General features: G+C 68.1%; 17 protein-coding genes. 9 read left to right on the forward strand and 8 right to left on the reverse strand.

What is annotated here, in order from left to right; translation table 11 throughout:
• Nucleotides 1–203: 203 nt before the first annotated feature.
• Nucleotides 204–860 (reverse strand): energy transducer TonB, encoded by a 657-nt coding sequence (locus CR919_RS04155; protein ID WP_099818988.1) that lies wholly within the window; start codon nucleotides 858–860, stop codon nucleotides 204–206.
• A 221-nt stretch (nucleotides 861–1081) separates the two neighbouring features.
• On the reverse strand, nucleotides 1082–1819 hold the full coding sequence (locus CR919_RS04160) for an SIMPL domain-containing protein (protein ID WP_099818989.1): 738 nt from the start codon (nucleotides 1817–1819) through the stop codon (nucleotides 1082–1084).
• A 130-nt stretch (nucleotides 1820–1949) separates the two neighbouring features.
• Between CR919_RS04160 and CR919_RS04165 the strand changes: the two genes are divergently transcribed.
• The 4 genes from CR919_RS04165 to tldD all read left to right on the forward strand — a co-directional run bounded on the left by CR919_RS04165 (nucleotide 1950) and on the right by tldD (nucleotide 9448).
• Nucleotides 1950–2558: a Maf family nucleotide pyrophosphatase gene (locus CR919_RS04165; RefSeq protein ID WP_099818990.1), complete on the forward strand. Its 609-nt coding sequence runs from the start codon at nucleotides 1950–1952 to the stop codon at nucleotides 2556–2558.
• Complete coding sequence (gene rng, locus CR919_RS04170; RefSeq protein ID WP_025879287.1) at nucleotides 2551–4038, forward strand: ribonuclease G; 1488 nt, start codon at nucleotides 2551–2553, stop codon at nucleotides 4036–4038. The genes CR919_RS04165 and rng overlap by 8 nt, the downstream gene beginning before the upstream one ends.
• Nucleotides 4039–4068: 30 nt before the next feature.
• Entirely contained in the window at nucleotides 4069–7938 is a 3870-nt protein-coding gene (locus CR919_RS04175) for a YhdP family protein (protein ID WP_099818991.1), read from the forward strand.
• A 64-nt stretch (nucleotides 7939–8002) separates the two neighbouring features.
• The gene (gene tldD / locus CR919_RS04180) at nucleotides 8003–9448 is read left to right on the forward strand and encodes a metalloprotease TldD (RefSeq protein WP_099818992.1); all 1446 of its coding nucleotides are present in this window, start codon (nucleotides 8003–8005) and stop codon (nucleotides 9446–9448) included.
• A 41-nt stretch (nucleotides 9449–9489) separates the two neighbouring features.
• Here the strand turns inward: tldD and yjgA are convergent, their stop codons facing one another.
• Entirely contained in the window at nucleotides 9490–10080 is a 591-nt protein-coding gene (gene yjgA, locus CR919_RS04185; RefSeq protein WP_099818993.1) for a ribosome biogenesis factor YjgA, read from the reverse strand.
• Between the two features lie 68 nt (nucleotides 10081–10148).
• Between yjgA and pmbA the strand changes: the two genes are divergently transcribed.
• Together pmbA and CR919_RS04195 are read left to right on the forward strand one after the other, a co-directional pair.
• Nucleotides 10149–11516: a metalloprotease PmbA gene (gene pmbA / locus CR919_RS04190; protein ID WP_099818994.1), complete on the forward strand. Its 1368-nt coding sequence runs from the start codon at nucleotides 10149–10151 to the stop codon at nucleotides 11514–11516.
• 87 nt (nucleotides 11517–11603) lie between these two features.
• Nucleotides 11604–11966 carry a DUF4870 domain-containing protein gene (locus tag CR919_RS04195; protein ID WP_099818995.1) on the forward strand — a complete coding sequence of 121 codons (363 nt, stop codon included), beginning with the start codon at nucleotides 11604–11606 and terminating at the stop codon, nucleotides 11964–11966.
• 70 nt (nucleotides 11967–12036) lie between these two features.
• On the opposite strand, the gene CR919_RS04200 is transcribed toward CR919_RS04195, so the two are convergent.
• From CR919_RS04200 to CR919_RS04220, 5 genes are all read right to left on the reverse strand, one after another.
• A complete protein-coding gene (locus tag CR919_RS04200; protein WP_099818996.1) occupies nucleotides 12037–12915 on the reverse strand; it encodes a farnesyl diphosphate synthase in 879 nt (292 codons plus the stop codon).
• Nucleotides 12905–13165 carry an exodeoxyribonuclease VII small subunit gene (locus CR919_RS04205; RefSeq protein ID WP_006381978.1) on the reverse strand — a complete coding sequence of 87 codons (261 nt, stop codon included), beginning with the start codon at nucleotides 13163–13165 and terminating at the stop codon, nucleotides 12905–12907. Before CR919_RS04205 ends, CR919_RS04200 begins: the two co-directional genes overlap by 11 nt.
• A 36-nt stretch (nucleotides 13166–13201) precedes the next feature.
• Nucleotides 13202–14488 (reverse strand): tRNA lysidine(34) synthetase TilS, encoded by a 1287-nt coding sequence (tilS, locus tag CR919_RS04210; protein WP_243379896.1) that lies wholly within the window; start codon nucleotides 14486–14488, stop codon nucleotides 13202–13204.
• Between the two features lie 630 nt (nucleotides 14489–15118).
• Nucleotides 15119–15664, reverse strand: coding sequence for a WG repeat-containing protein (locus CR919_RS04215; protein WP_099818997.1), 546 nt, complete (start codon nucleotides 15662–15664; stop codon nucleotides 15119–15121).
• On the reverse strand, nucleotides 15661–17367 hold the full coding sequence (locus tag CR919_RS04220; RefSeq protein ID WP_099818998.1) for an alkaline phosphatase: 1707 nt from the start codon (nucleotides 17365–17367) through the stop codon (nucleotides 15661–15663). Before CR919_RS04220 ends, CR919_RS04215 begins: the two co-directional genes overlap by 4 nt.
• Nucleotides 17368–17521: 154 nt before the next feature.
• Here CR919_RS04220 and CR919_RS04225 point away from each other — a divergent pair, with 154 nt between their 5' ends.
• The 3 genes from CR919_RS04225 to CR919_RS04235 all read left to right on the forward strand — a co-directional run bounded on the left by CR919_RS04225 (nucleotide 17522) and on the right by CR919_RS04235 (nucleotide 20237).
• The gene (locus tag CR919_RS04225; RefSeq protein WP_099818999.1) at nucleotides 17522–18856 is read left to right on the forward strand and encodes a dicarboxylate/amino acid:cation symporter; all 1335 of its coding nucleotides are present in this window, start codon (nucleotides 17522–17524) and stop codon (nucleotides 18854–18856) included.
• A gap of 230 nt (nucleotides 18857–19086) precedes the next feature.
• Complete coding sequence (locus tag CR919_RS04230) at nucleotides 19087–19626, forward strand: hypothetical protein (RefSeq protein WP_099819000.1); 540 nt, start codon at nucleotides 19087–19089, stop codon at nucleotides 19624–19626.
• Nucleotides 19627–19694: 68 nt separating this feature from the next.
• Nucleotides 19695–20237 carry a hypothetical protein gene (locus CR919_RS04235; RefSeq protein WP_243379918.1) on the forward strand — a complete coding sequence of 181 codons (543 nt, stop codon included), beginning with the start codon at nucleotides 19695–19697 and terminating at the stop codon, nucleotides 20235–20237.
• The last annotated feature ends 36 nt before the right edge of the window (nucleotides 20238–20273 follow it).

Raw genomic sequence — 20273 nt, forward strand, 5'->3', positions numbered from 1 at the left:
TGACTGGAAAACTCGAGCATTGAGGGCTGTCTCCGGTGTGTCCCGGGACGCGTCAATCTAGGTTTCCAGCAGGTGACGAAGGTGTGAAGTTTTACTAAATTCGTAACGGATTTCCAACGAACTTCAAATAACCGGGCAGCTTGGCCCTGTTCCGGCCCATTCACCGTTACTGCCGGCCCGGCAGGCGCCGGGCCGGCCCTTGGTCAGTTGGGCAGAGAGAACTGCACCGGCACCATGCCGATGGCCGGAACGGCCATGCCGTCACGTTCGGCCGGCACAAACCGCCAGTGGCGCAACACCTGCTGGCGGGCGGCCTGGTCCAGGCTGCGCGAGCCGCTGCTGCGCTCGATGCTGACGTTCACCGGCTGGCCACTGGGGTCCACTTCCACCCGCAGCAGCACCGTGCCCTGCTCGTGGTTGCGCAGCGCCTGGACCGGGTAGCTTGGCGGCGGATTGCTGCGGTACTGCAGCTGGGCGCCGGCCAACGGCGTGGACGGGGCGATCGTCGGTGCCGCCTGCACCGCTGTCGGCTCGGCGGCCGGCAGGATGATGCCCTGGGCCTCCTCGACGGTCGCGGTGGGGGCGGGCAGTGTCTGCGGGGCCGGCACGGCCTGCTTCTTCTGCACCACTTCCACTTTTTCGGGCTTGGGTGGCAGCGGCAGCGGCTCGATCGGCTTGGGCTCTTCCTTCGGAATGAACCGGATCGTGGTCTGGTCGCGGGGAAGTGCGGTGACGGCCTGGTAGGTCGCCGGGATCAGCAGCATCAGGAACGCAAGCAGATGCAGGGCGATGGCCGCACTCCAGGCGGCAACGCGGGCGGGATCGAAGTGCAGGGGTACTACGGGATACGTACGAACCATGGTCCACCTCCATGCCAGTGTCGAAGTCCTCAACGCACCAGGGCCGCCATCGGGGTTGCCGCACGCGGCTGGCAGTCAATCATTAGCGCGCCGCCTCCACCACTGCCTAGAGGCAGGGGCGGCAGCGTTGAGCTGGCCTTCATCTAGCGGGGCGCGCGCGGCGGCGGCGGAAACGAAAACGGCGCCCCGCAGGGCGCCGTTGCAGCAAGCGGGCAGGGGCCTCAGCGGCCCAGTTCGAACACCACGTCCAGGTTCACCGACACGGTCGACTCACCCGGGGCGACCGGGGTCGCCTTGTCCATGGCCATGCCGGCGGCCTGCGCACGCATCATCGGCATCGGGCGGAAACCGCCACCGGAATTCTCGGAGATGCTGACAATACGGCGCACCTGCAGGCCAAGCGATTTCGCATAGGTCTGGGCGCGGGCCTGGGCCTTCTTCAGTGCCGCCAGGCGGGCTTCGTCATAGACAGGTTCGGGCTGGTCGATCTCGAACTGCGGACCGTTGATCTGGTTGGCGCCCTGCGCGGCCAGCGCATCCAGCACTTTGCCGAGCTTGGCGATGTCGCGGACCTTCAGGCTGACGGTGTTGCTGGCCTGGTAGCCGGTGATCTTCGGTGCTTCGTTGTCGGCATAACGGTACTGCGGGTTGAGGCTGACGCCGCTGGTCTGCACGTCGCGCTCGGCGATGCCGGCGGCCTTGATCGCGGCCAGTACCTTGTCCATCTGCTGGGCGTTCTGGCGCATCGCGCTGTTGCCGTCGGCAGCCTGGGTGACCACGCCGGCCGACAGGGTGGCGACGTCCGGCACGCGGGTGGCTTCGGCGTTGGCCGAGATGTTCAGCAGCGTGCCTTCGGCCGCGGCGGCGATCGACGGCGACGACGGGTCGGCATGGGCGGTCATCGAAGCTCCAAGAGCGAGGGACAGGGCAAGCAGCAGCGGGGTGGCGGTGCGGCGCATGGGATCTCCTTGTTGTGGCGGTGAGGGTGGTGTCGTAGCGATGAACGCGCTGTGAGTCCGTTCGGGGTTGCAGGCGCCGGGGACGGATTGTCCGACGATTCAGGTACCGGCGTCAGGTTATGCTGTGTCGATGCTCTATCTTGCTTCCCGCTCCCCCCGACGCAACCAGCTGCTGGCCCGACTCGGACGCCCTTTCCAGGCCTTGGACCTGGAGGTCGTCGAGCAGCGTGCGGCCTCTGAAAGTGCCCAGGACTATGTGTGCCGGGTCGCCGCCGACAAGGCGCGCGCCGGCCTGGCGCGGGTGCTGGCCGATGACCCGCAGGCGCGGGTGCTGGGCTCGGATACCGAAGTGGTGCTCGATGGCGACGTGTTCGGCAAGCCGGCCGACGCCGCCGACGCGCGGGCGATGCTGGCGCGGCTGGCCGGGCGCACCCACCAGGTGATGACCGCCGTGGTGGTGGTGGACGCGCAGGGGCTGGACAGCGAACTGGTCGTTTCCGAGGTCACTTTCGCCGCGATCGATGCGGCCGACATCGCCGCCTACGTTGCCAGCGGCGAGCCGCTGGACAAGGCCGGTGCCTATGCCATCCAGGGCGGCGCCGAGCGCTGGATCGAACACCTTTCCGGCAGCTACTCCGGTGTCATGGGGCTGCCGTTGCTGCATACCGATCGTCTGCTGGCCCGCTGCGGCGTGCTGGCCCCAACTGCTGATGCCGCCAGGGAGGCTGCCGATGTCTGAGGAAATCCTGGTCAATGTGACCCCGCGCGAAACCCGGGTCGCGGTGATCGAGAACGGCATGCTGCAGGAACTGCACATCGAGCGCGGTTGGCGCCGGGGCGTGGTCGGCAACATCTACAAGGGCAAGGTGCAGCGGGTCATGCCGGGCATGCAGGCGGCCTTCGTCGAAGTGGGGCTGGAGCGCGCCGCGTTCCTGCACGCCAACGACGTGGTGCGGCCGGCGCCGGTGGCCAGCGCCGATACCGAGAACACGACCCTGCCGCCGCCGTCCAGCGTGCCGATCGTGGAGCTGCTGCGCGACGGCCAGGACATCGTGGTGCAGGTGGTGAAGGACCCGATCGGGACCAAGGGTGCACGCCTGACCACCCAGATCAGCATTCCCTCGCGCTACATGGTGCTGCTGCCGCAGTCGAAGGTGGTGGGCGTGTCGGCGCGCATCGAGGACGAAGGCGAGCGCGCGCGGCTGAAGGCGCTGGTGACCGAGCTGTCGGCCCAGCACGGCGGCTACGGCTATATCGTGCGCACCAATGCCGAGGGCCAGCCGGCCGAGGCCATCGCCGAAGACATCGCCTACCTGTCTCGGGTGTGGAACGTGGTCGAGCGCCGCGGCCGCGAGGCGGCCTCGTGCAGCAACATCTATGAAGACCTGAGCCTGCCGCTGCGTTCGGTGCGCGACCTGATCCGCAAGGACGTGGACAAGGTGAAGGTGGACTCGAAGGAGACCTTCGCCCAGCTGCAGGCCTTCGTGGCCAAGTACATGCCGGTGCTGGCCGAGAAGATCGAGCTGTACAGCGGCGATCGTCCGATCTTCGACATGTTCGGGGTCGAGGACGAGATCGGCCGTGCACTGGACAAGCAGGTACCGCTGAAGTCGGGGGGCTACCTGGTGATCGACCAGACCGAGGCGATGACCACGATCGACGTCAACACCGGCTCGTTCCTTGGCCAGCGCAACCTGGAAGAAACCGTGTTCCGCACCAACCTGGAGGCCGCGCAGGCGGTGGCCAGGCAGCTGCGCCTGCGCAACCTGGGCGGCATCATCATCATCGACTTCATCGACATGGATGACGCCGAGCATCGCCGCCAGGTGCTGCGTACCCTGGAGAAGGCGCTGGCCCGCGACCACGCCAAGACCACGGTGTACGACTTCTCGCCGCTGGGCCTGGTGGAGATGACCCGCAAGCGCACGGTGGAAAGCCTGGAACGCCAGCTGTCGGAAACCTGCCCGCAGTGCAGTGGCCGCGGCACCATCAAGACCACCGAAACGGTGACCTACGAGATCTTCCGCGAGATCACCCGTGCGGTGCGCCAGTTCGATGCCGCGCGCCTGCTGGTGATTGCCTCCAGCAAGGTGGTGGCGCGGATCACCGATGAGGAATCCACGGCCGTGGCCGAGCTGGAGGAGTTCCTCGGCAAGAGCATCCGCTTCCAGGCGGACGAGCAGTACCTGCAGGAGCAGTTCGATGTTGTTCTGCTCTGATCCAGGCCGACTGTCTGCCTTCGGTGGCCGATGAGCGCGCCGCCGCGCCTGCGACTGCGAAGGATCCGCCGTCATTTCATCGCCGCATGCGCGGTCGGCCTGGTCGGGCTTGCCCTGCTGGTCGGCACCTTCAGCCAGCTGCTGCCGCTGGCTGAGCGCCATCCGGACAGGATCGCGGCCTGGCTGAGCGCGCGTGCCGGACAGCCGGTGCGCTTCGAACGCCTGGACACCACCTGGACCCGTCGCGGTCCATTGCTGCAGTTGAAGGGCCTGCGCATCGGCGCGGGCCAGGGCCTGGCCATCGGTGAAGCCGAAGTACTGGTGTCGATGTACAGCGGCCTGTTGCCGGGCCGCTCGCTGACCGAACTACGCCTGCGCGGCCTGGCGCTGGATCTGCAGCAGGCTGCCGATGGGCGCTGGTCGGTGCGTGGCCTGCCGCAGTCCAGTGCTGGCGGCGATCCACTGGACGCGTTGCGCCGGCTGGGCGAACTGCAGGTGATTGGCGGCCGCCTGGGCGTGCACGCACCTGCGCTGGGCGTGGACACCACCCTGCCGCGCATCGACCTGCGCCTGCGCGTGGATGGCGACCGCCTGCGGGTGGGCGTGCGTGCCTGGGCACAGGCCGACGCCTTGCCGCTGACGGCGGTGCTGGACCTGGATCGCCAGCGCGGCAACGGCCAGGCCTGGGTGGGTGCCGATCCAGTTGATTTCCGCGCCTGGTCGCCGTTGCTGGCGGCCGGTGGCATGCGCCTGCGCGAGGGCAAGGGCGAACTCAACCTGTGGCTGACCCTGCGGGATTTCGCGCCGGTGGCGCTGACCACCGATTCGGACCTGCGCGATCTGCGTATCGAAGGCGCGCCGATGCCCGGCATCGCGGCTCCGCAGATGCAGCTGCAACGGCTGCAGGCGCGCCTGCGCTGGCAGCGGACGGCAGACGGTTGGGCGCTGCAGGTGCCGCGCCTGCGCCTGCAGGCCGATGGCAGCCAGCAGCAGCTGGACGGCCTGCACGTGCGGATGGGCAAGCAGATGCGGGTGCAGGCCGGGGCGGCGCAGGCGGGTATCGCGCTGCGCGCGCTGTCACTCAGCGATCGGCTGGATGCGGGCCTGCGCCATTGGCTGTACCTGGCCACGCCGCAGCTGGATGTGGCGCAGGTGCAGGTGCGCGGTCAGCAGGATGGCCCGTTGTCGGTACAGGGCGAACTGCAGTCGCTGGGCTTTGCCAGCGTTGGCAACTCGCCGGGCCTGCGCGGCCTGGGCGGCCGCTTCGAGGGCGATGCCGATGGCTTCAGCCTGCAGCTGCAGCCGCAACGCCAGCTGCAGTTCGATTGGCCGACCGGTTTCGGCGTGCGGCACGATCTGCACCTGGCCGGACAGATTGTCGGTTGGCGCGACGAGGCCGGTGGCTGGCGCATCGGCACCCCGGCGATGCGCGTGGAAGGCACCGACTACGCCGCCGACGTGCGCGGTGGCCTCTGGTTCCAGGGCGACGGCACCCGGCCGTGGATGCAGCTGGCGGCCAAGCTGGACGACGTGCCGATGACCGCCGCCAAGCGTTTCTGGATCCATTCCAAAATGAGCAAGGGCGCCACCGACTGGCTGGACATGGCCCTGGCCGGCGGCCAGGTGCGCAACGGCATCGGCCTGGTCAGCGGTGACCTGGACGACTGGCCGTTCGACAACAACGATGGCCGCTTCGAGGCCACCGGCCACATCACCAACGGTGACATCCGCTTCCAGCACGACTGGCCGTTGATGAGCCAGGTGGACGCCGATGTCGCCTTCATCGGCCCCGGCTTCCACATGCAGGGTCGCGGCGATCTGGCCGGCGTAGCGGTACAGACGTTCGAAGCCGGCATCCAGGATTTCGGCCAGCAGCCCCTGTACGTGCGCGCCGACAGCCAGGGCGATGCCGGCAAGCTGCTGGCAATGCTGCGGCAGAGCCCGCTGCACAAGGAATACGGCGACACCCTGGACAACCTCGCGGCAAGCGGCCCGGCCAACGTGCATTTCGACCTGCTGCAGCCTCTGCATCATGACCAGGGCGGTGGCCACCTGCAGGGCACGGTGGACCTGGCTGGGCTGAAGCTGGTCGACAAGCGCTTCCAGCTGGAATTCGACAACATGCGCGGGCAGGCCCGCTACAGCAACGCCGGCTTTGCCGCCGAGGAACTGGCGGTGCGCCACCTCGGCCAGGACGGCCGGCTGAGCCTGCGCGCCGGTGGTTTCGTGCGTGACCCCAAGCTGGCCTTCGAATCGGAACTGGCCGCCACGCTCGACGCGGGCGTGCTGATCGACCGCGCACCGGAAATGGCGTGGCTGAAGCCGTACATCAATGGCACCTCGCCGTGGACCATTGCGGTGAATTTGCCGAAGGTGGCACCGGGTGCGCCGGCGCCGCCGAGCGAGCTGCGCCTGCGCTCGGACCTGGTGGGCACCCGCCTGGACCTGCCGGCACCGCTGCAGAAGCCGGCCAGCGAGCCGCTGCCGACCACCGTGGCCGCGCAGTTGCCGATGGGTGCTGGCCGCATCGACGTGGCATTCGGCCAGCGTCTGGCGCTGGCCGCGCGCAGCCACAACAACCAGACCGGCGTGCAGGTCACCCTGGGCAGCGACCGTGTCGACCGCGAGCCACCGCCCAGCGGGCTGACCGTCAATGGCCGCAGCCCGACGCTGGATGCGCTGGAATGGATCGGCCTGGCCCGTGGCGCCGGTGGCGATGGCGATCCGATGCCGCTGCGCGCGGTTGACGTGCAGGTCGGCCAGCTGATGCTGATCGGTGGCGTGTTCGAGCAGACCCGTCTGCAGCTGCATCCCGGCCCGCAGGCGCTGGACGTGCGCCTGGATGGCCCGTCGCTGGCCGGCAAATTGAACGTACCCAACGCCGAGGGCGGCACCATCAGCGGCCAGCTCGAGCGGGTGTACTGGCAATCGCTGCCGACCCTTCCCGGAGCCACTGCGGCACCGGCACGGGTGCAGGCCGGTGCCGACGACATGGACCCGGCCAAACTGCCGCCGTTCGCACTGGACATCGCCGACCTGAAGTTCGGCAAGGTGGTGCTGGGCCAGGCGGTGCTGCGCACGCGGCCGATCGCCAATGGCCTGAGCGTGGAAGAACTGCGCTTCCGTGCCCCCAGCCAGGAGATCGACATCCGTGGCCGTTGGCTCGGCAAGGGCGGCGGCTCGCGCACCGCGCTCGATGCGCAGGTGCGCAGTGAAGACCTGGGCGGGTTGCTGCAGAACCTCGATTACGGCGGCCAGCTGCGCGGCGGCTCCGGCCACGCCCAGCTGCAGGCGTCGTGGCCCGGTGGTCCTTCGGACTTCCAGCTGGGCAACCTGCAGGGCCAGCTTGATGTGAATGCCCGCAATGGCCAGCTGCTGGAGCTGGAGCCAGGTGCCGGCCGCGTGCTGGGCCTGCTCAGCGTCGCCCAGCTGCCGCGGCGGTTGATGTTCGACTTCCGCGACTTCTTCTCCAAGGGCTTCGCGTTCAACCAGGTCGAGGGCAGCGTGCAGTTCGGCGAGGGCATGGCCCGTACCGACAAGGTGCTGATCGAAGGGCCGGCAGCGAACATCACCATCCGTGGCGAAGCCGACCTGCGCAAGCAGCAGTTCGACCAGACCATCGACGTCAACCCGCGCGCGGGCAACCTGCTGACCGTGGTCGGTGCGGTGGCCGGCGGCCCGGTCGGCGCGGCGCTGGGTGCCGCCACCAATGCGGTATTGTCCAAACCACTGGGCGAGATCGGCGCCCGCACCTACAAGGTGACCGGCCCGTGGAAGGAGCCCAAGGTGGAAGTGATCGAGCGCAGCCGCGAACGCGCGCCAGCGCCGGCACCGCCGCCGCGCATCCAACCATTGCCGGCCGCGCCGCCGACCGTCACCGAACCGCCGCCGCCGCGTTGAGCCCGGCGTCCCCGTTTCCCCCGGCGGACTTGCCTGGCCGCCTTCACACCCCCAGATCGAGACCATGACTGACAACGCCCTGACGCTTGCCCAAGACCGCCTGTTGCGCCCCGGTGGCCTGGATACCGCTGGCCTGGAGCGCACCTTCGGCCAACTGCTCGGCCCCGGTGTGGACTTCGGCGACCTGTACTTCCAGCACGCCCGGCGCGAAAGCTGGAGCGTGGAAGACGGCATCGTCAAGGACGGCGCCCATTCCATCGAGCAGGGCGTGGGCGTGCGCGCGATTGCCGGCGAGAAGACCGGCTTTGCCTATTCCGACGACATCCACGCCGGTGCGTTGCTGACTGCGGCGCAGTCGGCACGTGCGATCTCGCGCGAAGGTGGCGCACAGACCGGACGCTCGCTGCTGCGCGGCGATGCGCGCGTGCTGTATCCGGCACTGGACCCGATCGACGGCATCGGCAACGAAGCCAAGGTCGAGGTGCTCAAGCGCCTGGACGGCTACCTGCGCGCGTCCGACCCGCGCGTGAAGCAGGTGATGGTCAGCCTGTCCGGTGGCGTCGATACCGTGCTGGTTGCCCGCACCGATGGTGTGCTGGGCGCCGATGTTCGCCCCCTGGTGCGCTTGAACGTACAGGTGATCGTTGAACAGAACGGTCGCCGTGAGTCGGGTTATTCCGGCGGCGGCGGTCGCTATGGCTACGAAACGCTGTTTGCCGATGGCCGCCCGGAAGCCTTCGCCCGCGAAGCGCTGCGGCAGGCACTGGTCAACCTGGAAGCGGTGCCGGCGCCGGCCGGTGTGATGCCGGTGGTGCTGGGGCCGGGCTGGCCGGGCGTGCTGCTGCACGAGGCGGTCGGGCATGGCCTGGAAGGTGACTTCAACCGCAAGGGCACCAGTGTCTACGCCGGCAGGATCGGCGAGCGCGTGGCTGCCCCGGGCGTGACCATCGTCGACGACGGCACCCTGGATGGGCGCCGTGGTTCACTCAACATCGATGACGAAGGCCATCCGACCCAGTGCACCACGCTGATCGAGGACGGCATCCTGGTCGGCTACATGCAGGACAGCCTCAACGCGCGGCTGATGGGCGTGGCCCCGACCGGCAACGGCCGTCGTGAATCGTTCGCGCACATGACCATGCCGCGCATGACCAACACCTACATGCGCGCCGGCCAGCACGATCCGCAGGAAATGATCCGTTCGGTGAAGAAGGGCCTGTACGCGGTCAATTTCGGCGGCGGCCAGGTCGACATCACCAGCGGCAAGTACGTGTTCTCGGCCACCGAGGCCTACCTGATCGAGGATGGCCGGATCACCGCGCCGGTGAAGGGCGCGACCCTGATCGGCAACGGCCCGGAAACCATGCAGAAGGTGCGCATGGTCGGCAACGACCTGGCCCTGGACGAGGGCGTGGGCATCTGCGGCAAGGACGGGCAGAGTGTGCCGGTCGGTGTCGGCCAGCCGTCGCTGCTGATCGAAGGCATCACCGTCGGCGGTACCCAGGCCTGAGCACGGCGATGGCCACAGCCACCGCCATGCCCGACGGGGACTCAGTCCTCGTCGGCGTCGTCGACCGGCGCGTCTGCCTCGACATCCTCACCGGATGCCTTCAGGCCCAGGGCGGCCGGCAGCATCAGCGCGCGCAGCACCTGGAAAATCTCGCGGTAGGCGCGCGGCGGCTTGTTCTTGGCCTTTTCGGCCTGGGCGTTGCGTACCAGCGTGCGCAGCTGCTGGCGGTCAGCCTGTGGGTAATCGTTGAGCAGTGCGGCCAGCGCGGTATCGCCCTCGGCCAGCAGGCGCTCGCGCCAGTCTTCGGCGCGGTGCATCATCGCCACTTCGCGGCGACCGGTGTCGCTGTTGGCGTCCAGCGCATCGCGGATCGCGTCCAGCGCGGCATCGTCCTCGCGGCGCATGTGCTTGGCCAGGAACGCCAGCTGCCGCTTGTGCGCGATATGCGCGGTGATCCGCTTGCACTCGGCGATGTGCGGCAGCAGGTCCTCCGGGATCGGCAGGCGCGCCAGCTGGGCCGGGGTCAGCGACACCAGCTTCTCGCCCAGGGCCAGGACGTCGAGCGCGTCGCGCCGGTTCTGGCTGCGGCTCTTGTCGTGGAATTCACCGGTTTCTTCGTCGCGTCCGCGCATCGTCCATACCTGATTTCAAAAAAAGTCGCCCGGCGTGATGCCGGGCCCAACCCGCACAGGATAAAGCATTGAACGTGATCGCCCCTGAAGTCGCCGTCGGCGACGACAGCCCGGCCCGGCTGGAACGGCTGGCCGACATCTCCCAGCAGCTGTTGCAGCGTGCCCGCGCGCTGGGCGCCAGCCAGGCCGAGGTCAGCTGCAGCGAGGACCGCGGGCTGGAGGTCAATGTCCGTCTCGGCGAGGTCGAGACCGTGCAATCCACCCGTGACCGCGGCATTGCCGTGACCGTCTACTTCGGCCAGCGCAAGGGCAGTGCCAGCACCGCCGACCTGCATGAGGCCAGCCTGCTGGCCACCGTCGAGCAGGCCTGCGCGATCGCCCGCCATACCGAGGACGACCCGGCTGCGGGGCTGGCCGAGGCCGGCTTGATGGCCCGCGACTTCCCCGAGCTGGACGGCTGGCACCCCTGGGAGCTGCAGGCCGACGAGGCGGTGGACCTGGCACTGGCCTGCGAGGCAGCGGGTCGCGAGGCCGATGCGCAGATCCGCAATTCCGATGGCGCCTCGGTGTCGAGCATGCAGAGCGTGTCGGTCTATGCCAATTCGCATGGGTTCATCGGCCGCGAGCGCGGTACCCATCATTCGATCGGCTGTGCGCTGATTGCCGGCACCGGCGATGGCATGCAGCGCGACGGCTGGTACACCGGCGCACTGGCCCGAGAGGACCTGGAAGATCCGGCCAGCGTCGGTCGCCGCGCCGCAGAGCGCACGGTCGCCCGCCTGCAGCCGCGCTCGCTGCCGACCGGCAGCATGCCGGTGCTGTACGCGCCGGAAGTGGCGCGCAGCCTGGTGGGCCATCTGCTGTCGGCGGTGTCCGGCGGCGCACTGTACCGTCAGGCCAGCTTCCTGCTGGACAGCGTCGACCAGCAGCTGTTCCCCGACTGGATGCAGATCGAGGAGCTGCCGCACCTGCGCCGCGGCCTGCGCTCGGCCGCCTTCGATGGCGACGGCGTGGCCACGCGTGCGTCGGCCCTGGTCCGTGATGGCGTGCTGCAGCGTTACGTGCTGGGCAGCTATTCGGCACGCAAGCTGGGCCTGCAGACCACCGCCAATGCCGGTGGCGTGCACAACCTGCAGCTGGCGGCCAATGCCGGTTCGCTGCAGGACATCGCCGCGCAGATGGGCAACGGCCTGCTGGTGACCGAGCTGATGGGGCAGGGGGTGAACGGGGTGACCGGCGACTACTCGCGCGGCGCCGGCGGCTTCCGCGTGGAGAACGGCCAGATCCAGTATCCGGTGGACGGCATCACCATCGCCGGCAACCTGCGCGACATGTTCATGGCCATCGAGGCGGTCGGCAGCGACGTCGATCCGCGCTCGCATATCCGCACCGGCTCGATCCTGGTGGGACGGATGACGATCGCCGGCAATGATTGATGCCATTGATGGCGTAAGCTAGGCCCGCCTGACGCGACCGGCCTGCCGCCGGTCGGTCAAGACCACCCAATAAAAAGGAGTTTTGTCGTGAGCGAATTCGAGAACGTCCCGGCGGCGAGCAGCGTACCTGCCGACCAGCGCACCATGGCCCTGGCAGCGCACCTGCTGGGCATCTTCACCGGTTTCATCGGCGCGTTGATCATCTGGCTGATCAACAAGGATGACGCCAGCAAGGCCTTCGTCACCGACCAGTCGAAGGAAGCGCTGAACTTCCAGATCACCGTGGCCATCGCAATGGTGGTGTGCATCATCCTGACCATCGTGGTCATCGGCGCGATCCTGATGCCGATCGTCGGCCTGATCAGCCTGGTCTTCAGCATCATCGCTGCGGTCAAGGCCAACAACGGCGAAGCTTACCGTTACCCGTTCGCGCTGCGCCTGATCAAGTAAGACAGGCTGTACGCGGATACGAAAACGCCCGGCACTGCCGGGCGTTTTTTGTTGCTGGCGGCACGCTGCCTCAGTGGTCGCGTTCCACCGCCAGCGTGGCCAGCGCGCGCAGTGCATCGGCTTCGTCGTGATAGCCCGCCAGCGCCTGCTGCATGCGAGCAGACAGTTCGCGCAGCTGCGCCTCGGCACCGTCCATGCCGAGCAGGGCGGGGAAGGTGCTCTTGTCCTGGGCCTGGTCCTTGCCGGCGGTCTTGCCCAGCTGCTCGGAACTGGCTTCGACATCGAGGATGTCGTCGCGGACCTGGAAGGCCAGGCCGAGCGCATCGGCGAAGCCGTCCAGCTGGGCCAGCACGGGTGCGGGCGCATCACCGCACAGCGCGCCCATGCGCACCGCGGCGCGGATCAGCGCACCGGTCTTCAGCGCATGCATGCGGGTCAGGGCTGCCAGCGACTGCTGCCGGCCGGTGGCATCGATGTCCAGCGCCTGGCCACCGCACATGCCGGCCGCACCGGAGGCATGGGCCAGGGTCTGCAGGCACGCCACGCGCAATGCCGCCGGCAGCGGCGCATCGGCCAGCAGGCCGAAGGCACGGGTCTGCAGGGCGTCACCGGCGAGGATCGCGGTGGCTTCGTCGAAGGCGATGTGAGTGGTGGGCTTGCCACGGCGCAGGGCGTCGTCATCCATCGCGGGCAGATCGTCGTGCACCAGAGAGTACGCGTGGATCAGCTCCACCGCCATCGCTGCGGCATCAAGCCTGTCCAGCGGGGCGCCGAACACCTGGCCGGCGGCATAGACCAGCAGGGGGCGCATGCGCTTGCCGCCACCGAGCACGGAATAGCGCATCGCCTGGTGCAGGCGCTGCGGGGCTTCGGCCGGTGAGGGCAGGGCGGCGTCGAGCTGGCTTTCGATACGGTCGCGCCAGCGCGCGAACAACGCCTCAGCCGTCATGGCTGGGCGGATCGAACGGTTCGGCGGTTTCGGGCTGGGCCGGATCGCTGAGCAGGCGCACGCGCAGTTCGGCCTGCTCCAGCGCCTGCTGGCACTGGCGGTACAGACCCACGCCACGTTCGTAAGCACTGAGCGAGGCTTCCAGGCTCAGCTCGCCGGTTTCCATCTGCTCCACCAGTTGTTCCAGCGATTCGAGCGACTGCTCGAACTGGGCGACGGGGGAGGCGTTTTCGGGGGACTTCTTGGCCATGCGACAAGTGTGGACGGCGCGCGCGCGAGGGTCAATTCACCAGCCGCCCGGATGCCACTGCAACTGTGCATGGTGTGCCTGCAGCCAGGCCTGCAGCGGCGCGGCGATGACTACGTCGGCGGCCGCCAGCAGCTGCCCGCCGTCGAACAGCAGGGGCAGCTGTGCGCGCCGCCAGGGCGCCAGGTGTTCGCGCTGCAGGCAGTCCTTCAACGCGGATGAATGCGTACGGCCGGGCAGCACGATGCGTTCGCCGCCCTGGCGGGCGCGCAGTTGCAGCGGGTGCTCGAAGCCGTCCGTGCCAAGCAGGCGCAGCTGGCCGCCGTCGGGCAGCTGCAGCGGCGCGCGGCCGTCCCATGTCGCCTGCCAGTTCTTCGGCAGTACCGGCAGTTCTGTGGGCAGCAGGTAGGCATGCTGGCGCCACTGGTGGATGGCGTGCTGCTGCCAACGCACCTGCGATTGCCGATCGGCACCTGCCGCCATCAACTCGTTCTGCACCTGCCGCAGCACATGCGCCGGCAACGGGGCTGCGTCATGACGGCGCACCCACGCACGCAGCACGCGCGCCGCACGCTCCGGTGCAACCTGGCGCAGCAGCTCCAGCGACAGCACCCGTGGTGCCACTTCCAGGTGAGCGAGCAGCTCGGCGTCTTCTTCATCCAGCAATGCACGGGTCTGCGCGCAATGCGCGGCGCTGCCGGCCAATGCGGCCGTGGCGTGTGGCCAGCGCTGGCGCAGCAGTGGCAACACCCGCAGGCGCAGGAAATTGCGGTCGGCGTGGTCTTCGCTGTTGCTGGGGTCTTCGATCCAGTGCAGGTCGTGTGTGGTGGCGTAGGCCTGCAGCCCGCTGCGAGGCACATCGAGCAATGGCCGCCACAGCCGATGGCCGTCGAGTTGGCTGTCAGCGGTCATCGCCGCCAGCCCATCAATGCCCGAGCCGCGCAGCGCGCGCAGCAGGAAGGTCTCGGCCTGGTCGTCCTGGTGCTGGGCCAGCGCCAGGGTTTCTCCAGCCTGCAATTCGGCGGTGAATGCCGCGCGGCGTGCCAGCCGGGCAGCACCTTCGAGGCCATGGCCGCCCTCACGCGCGACCTGCACGTGGTGCACGGCCAGTTCGATGCCCAGCGCAGCACATTGCTGCTGACAGTGGCGCACCCAATCATCGGCAGCCGGTTGCAGGCCGTGGTGGACATGGATGGCACGCAGTGGTGTGCCGGCGGCCCGCGCCGATTGCCACAGCCAGTGCAGCAGCACGGTCGAATCCAGGCCACCGCTGTAGCCGACCAGCAGCGGTACATCCAGCGGAACGAGGGCGGGGAAGGCGGTCACGGCGGCAAGTATAGGGTGGGTCGGCAGGGCTGCGCCCTGCACCCGCAGAGGCTGGAGCAACAGCCGAAGCAACAGCCGAAGCAACAGCAACAGCGAGCATTCCGTGGGATGGCGGGGTGGGTCCGGTTGCGGGGGACGCTGCAAGTACGTCCATGTAAGCTCGGTCGCGCCATCCATGGCGCTTACGCCCCCGCAACCGGACCCACCCCGCCTTCGACAGTTTCCCGCGATCTGTTGGAATGGCACGGCCTGCCTTTGGTGGGTGTCGACCTTGGTCGACACGGATCTGACCCCAGAATTTCATTCGATATCTGAAAGAGATTCATCCACGCATGGCGTGGATCTACTGGCCACCGGCCAACTGTCGAAGGCGGGGCACTGTGGGTTTGCGGGGTGTGAGCCGCATGGATGCGGCGACCAAGCCTCCATGGGTGAGGGCGCTTTGCTTGCGAAGCACTGCTTCGCAAGCGCCCGAACGCACAGCCGCCAGCGGCTGGGCAGGTCTGGGGATTCACGGCGTCCCCGCAAACCCACAGTGCCCCGCCATCCCACGGAATGCCGCTTTGGCTGTTGCTTCGGCCGTTGCCGTTGCTTCGGCAGGTGCAGGGCGCAGCCCTGCCGATAAACCCCTTACTTCAGCCGGCGACCGGAACGATCGATACGGAACCACTCGCCGCCTTCCATCGGCGTATGCCCGTCGCCATCGGGCGTGCCACGACGGCAGCCGTTGCAGACCTCGGCCACGCCGTCCTGGAACGGCCAGGCAAAATCGAACGTGGCCGCAATCACCTGCTCGAAGGCAGCGTTGAAGTAGCCCACGCGATCACCGACGCGGCCGCGGAACAGGCCTTCCTGCAGCGGATCTGCGCCGTTGTCCCAGGCGATCACCGCCTGGCTGCGGCCGCGACGGTCGACGTAGTGGAAGCCGTCGGCGGTCTGTACCAGCGCCAGGCCATCGCCGTCGTAGGGAAGATCCTGCAGGGTGTCCGCGCTGATCTGCGGCTTGTGATCGACGACTTCGCAGCCAGGCAGCATCCACAACCCGTGTTCTTCGGTCATGACCTTGCAGGCCGGCCCCTGCGCCGACGCCCAGGTGCTGGCCAGCACGCCCAGCAGGGCCAGCCAGCGCGCACGGCGCCGGCTGGCCAGGGCAGGGCGTGCCGGCCGTGCCATCACTTGCTGTCCGCCTTGCGTTCGAAGGTGGCCGGTGCCGGCAGTTCCACCGGTACGCCCTTGTCGTCGCAGGTGCCGGCCTTGCACAGGCGATCGCGCAGGGCCGGGGTGGCCTGCACGATCATGTGGTAGATCGCGTTCTGTTCCAGGGTGCCGCGGATCGCCTTGCTGCCCGGGCCGCGTGCCCAGATGCCGACGTCCTCGCCACCATGCGATTCGGACTTCATCGGGACCAGCGCTTCCTGCATGTAATCCGGATGCTCGGTATCGACATCGTGCAGGTTCGGGCGGCCAGTGGCCGGTTCGAAGCTGCTCGGGTTGTGCGGGTAACGCTTCGGGCCGGCCGGCTGCTGGTTGCTGCTGCCGGTGTGGCCCGGGCCGTTGGCGTAGCTCAGCGTGGTGTACGGCTGGCCGGTGCCGTCCAGCGCGTAATCCAGCTTGCCGGCGCCGTCTTCGCCGCCCTTGTCCTTCACCTTGCCCAGGATCGGGTTGCCACGGGCCGGGTAGCCGACGAAGTTCAGGGTGTGCGAATGGTCGGCGGTGACGATGATCAGGGTGTCGTCGGCCGAGGTCAGCTCGTTGGCCACGCGCACGGCATCGGACAGGGCCACGGTTTCGGTCAGTGCACGGTAGGCGTTGCCGCTGTGGTTGGCGTGGTCGATGCGCGCGCCTTCGATCATCAGCACGTAGCCTTCCTGGTGGCGCGACAGGTTCTTGATCGCTGCAGCGGTCAGCTCGGCCAGGCTCGGCTCACCGGCCGGGTCCTGCGGGCGTTCGTACTCGTAGCGCATGTGGTCCGGCTCGAACAGGCCGAGGATTGCCGGTGCGTTGGCGGCGGCCTGCAGCTGCTTGCTGTTCCACACATAGGCGCCCTGCGGATGCGCCTGCTGCCATTCCTGCACCAGGCTGCGGCCGTCCAGGCGCTGGCCGACCTTGTCGTCGTACTCGGGGTCGCGCTCTTCCACGGTGGTGAACTCACCACGACCGCCACCAAGGGCGACCAGCGGGCCACGGCCGTAACGCGAGGTCGACAGCAGCTGCTGGGCGATGTCCTTGCAGCCGGCGGCCTTGGCCGCTTCGGTCAGGTCGGTGTCGTTTTCCCAGTTGCGCTCGGGCGAGTGCGCATAGGTCGCGGCCGGGGTGGCATGGGTCAGGCGTGCGGTGGAGACCACGCCGGTGGCCAGGCCGGCGCTGTCGGCCAGCTGCAGCCAGGTCAGCAGGCCCTTGGACAGGCTGTCGGCGCAGTCGGTGCGGCTGCCGGCACTGACACCGATCGCACCCATGTGGGTCTTCACGCCGGTGGTGATGGCGGTCATGGTGCCGGCCGAATCCGGCGTCTGCGAATCGGTGTTGTAGGTCTTGCTGAACGCGGTAGCCGGGAAGCGCTCCCACGACAACAGGTTCTCTTCGCCCGAGCCGCCCTTCTGCTGGCCTTCGTAGATACGCGAGGCAGCCACGGTGGTCAGGCTCATGCCGTCACCCAGGAACAGGATGACGTTTTTGGCCTTGCCGGCCATCGCACCATTGGCGGCCGCTTGGGCGGCACCGCTGCGGTACCACCACTGCGGGGTTTCACCGGCAGGATGGGCGACGGGGGCGACGCTGACCTTCAGGCCGGCCGGGGCGGACGCGGGGGCGGTGCTGGCGCAGGCGCCGAGCAGCAGGGTCGTGGCGCAGGCGGCCAACAGGGAGACGGAACGACGCATGGACGCTGGGATCTCACAAAGTGTAACGGGACGTTCATTATGCCCGGCCTCGCAAGGCACGCCGATGACACACTGATTTGCCATGTGGGCGGTCGTTCTGCGGCCCGCCTTGGGCTATCGTGCCAGCATCCCTTCCTACCCCCTTGGATTGCCTATGAAGCTGGTCTCTGCCTGGCTGCGGATTCCATTCTGGCAGCGCGTGGTCGGTGGCTTCGTGCTCGGTGCGTTGGCCGGCTGGGCGCTTGGCCCGGCCGCTGAAACCTGGTTCGGCCCGCTCGGCGAGCTGTACGTCACCCTGATCAAGATGATCGCGGTGCCGCTGGTGTTCTTCGCGGTCATCAACGCGATCTCTTCGCTGCACGGCCAGAAATCGGTGGCCGCGCTCAGCGGGCGCACGTTCCTGTGGTTCGTGATCACCGCCGCGCTCGCGGTATGCGTGGGCCTGGGCGTGGGTACGGTGCTGCAGCCCGGCGCCGGTGGCCTGCAGCTGTCGATGGCCAGCAACTATGTGCCGCGCGAAGTGCCCAGCGTGGTGCAGGTGCTGCTGGATGTGGTGCCGTCCAACGTGTTCTACGCGCTGTCGGGAATCGGCACCAAGGTCAACGCCGCCGGTGAAACCGTGTTGGCCGCAGGCCGTGGTTCGATCCTGCCGGTGATCTTCTTCGCTGGCCTGGTCGGCTTTGCCATCGTCAAGCTCGGCGAGAAGGTGACCGAAGCACGCAAGCTGGTCGGGCAGATGAGCGACATCATGATCCAGGTGACCCGCTTCGTGCTGGAAGTCACCCCGATCGGCACCTTCGGCCTGATCGCCGGCCTGGTCGGCAGCTATGGTTTCGAGAAGCTGCTGCCGCTGGGCCACTTCGTGCTGGCGCTGTACGTGGCCTGCGCGCTGCACATCGTGGTGGTGTACAGCGCGCTGCTGCTGGCGCATGGCCTGAACCCGCTGAAGTTCTTCCGCGGCGCGGCGCCGGGCATGCAGGTGGCGTTCGTCAGCTCCTCCAGCTTCGCGGCGATGCCGGTCGCGCTGCGTTCGATCACCCACAACCTGGGCGTGAACAAGGATTACGGTTCGTTCGCGGTGCCGCTGGGCGCGAGCATCAAGATGGACGGCTGCGGTGCGATCTATCCGGCGCTGTGCGCGGTGTTCATCGCGCAGTACAGCGGTGTGCCGCTGACGCCGGAGCAGTACGTGGTGGTGCTGATCGCTTCGGTGCTGGGCAGCTTCGGTACCGCCGGCGTGCCGGGTACGGCGGTGATCATGGCGACGGTGGTGCTGAGTGCGGCCAACCTGCCGCTGGAAACCATCGGCTATCTGTATGCGATCGACCGCATCCTGGACATGATGCGCACGATGACCAATGTGACGGGCCAGATGCTGGTTCCGGTGATCGTGGCCAAGGAAACGGGCCTGCTCGACCAGGCGGTGTACGACAACCCGTCGACCAGCGTCGGCATCGATGATCCCGACCCGAGCCCGCCGCGCGCCTGAAGCGGCACTGCATCGGGCTGTATCAGTACCTGTAACACTACTGATACAGCCCCGATGGCGCCTTGCGCAGTGGTGTTTCCTGCGCGTTAAGGCCAACGAAATCCGAACGAAGTTGTAACACTGCGGCGTCATGCCGTCGTGCTGTTGCCGGTCAAACCCCTGCTGCGACAGCCTCCCGGAGTTGGCACGAAAGCTGCTCACTCCCTGCGCATAGGCAACGGGAGAGCGGCATGGACGGCAGCACCACCCTTTTCACTGTTTCTGGCCGGCAGCTGGCGCTGCTGCTGGTGCTGATCGTTCCGCTGGCGGCTGCGGCCTCGGGTGCCCGCCAGGGGGTGAAGGCGCAGCCGGGTGAGATCGTCCTGCTGCGCGACGTTGCCACGCGCCCGGCCTACCGCATGGCGCCGCCCGGGGTGGCATTGATCGCCGATCCGAAACCGCAACATGAGATCGCCGCTGCACTCGGCAGCGGTGGCGCCGCCAGCGGCATGGATGAACTCAGCGAGGACGACTACGCCGGCCTCGGCGCTGGCCAGTCCGGCAACGTGCACGCGCACGGCGTCACCACGGTCGAGCGGGTGACCCAACAGGCGCTGGGCGGAACCCTTGGTCGCTCGGGTGAGGGAATGATGAGTGGCAGCAGCCTCAGCGGTGCGATGAGCGGCCCGCTGGGGGCCGTCGGCAATACCACACGCGGCATTGGCGATACGGTGCGCGGCGCACTGTCGCAGTTCCCGCTGGGCGCACCAGCGCAGGCGGGTGGCAAGTGAAGCGCGCAGTGTTGCTTGCGGTCTGGCTGGCAGTGCCGGCCGTAGCCTTGGCCGACGACTACAGCGGCATGCTGGCCTACCTCGATGTGACCCGCATCGACGGCCGCGCACTGGCGGGTGCCAGCGGCGCCATCGCCATCAACCAGGCGGCCGGCGATCTCAACCTCCAGGCCAACCTGCATGGCATGGCCAGCGGTGACCGCGCCGACGTGGCCATCGCCGCACGGCAGCAGCACAGCAACGATGTGGTGCTGTCGGCACCACTGGAAGCCAGCGCGCACATCGCCGGACAGGCACTGGCAGGGGCCAGTGGCATTGCATCGATCAACCAGGCCAGCGGCATCGCCAACACGACGCTCAATGTCGTCAGCGCGACGCTGGCCTGGCAAGGAATACGCGAATCCGATGACACGGCGTTGGCCGCCTCGGACATCGCGTCAGCAGGGGGGCAGGGCGATACCGGTGACGGTGTTGCGGCGGGTATCCGCAGTGTCGGCGTTTCCTCGACGGCACTGCGGGGCTTCGACGGTGTCCTGCAACTCAATCAGATCGCGGGAGCGCGAAACGATACGGCCAATGTTCTGGGCCTGGTCGTGCAGGGCAACCCGTGAGTACCACCCACCCGAACCAATCACCTGATGAGAGAG

Source organism: Stenotrophomonas sp. LMG 10879 (assembly GCF_002750935.1).
Taxonomy (GTDB): Bacteria; Pseudomonadota; Gammaproteobacteria; order Xanthomonadales; family Xanthomonadaceae; genus Stenotrophomonas; species Stenotrophomonas lactitubi_B.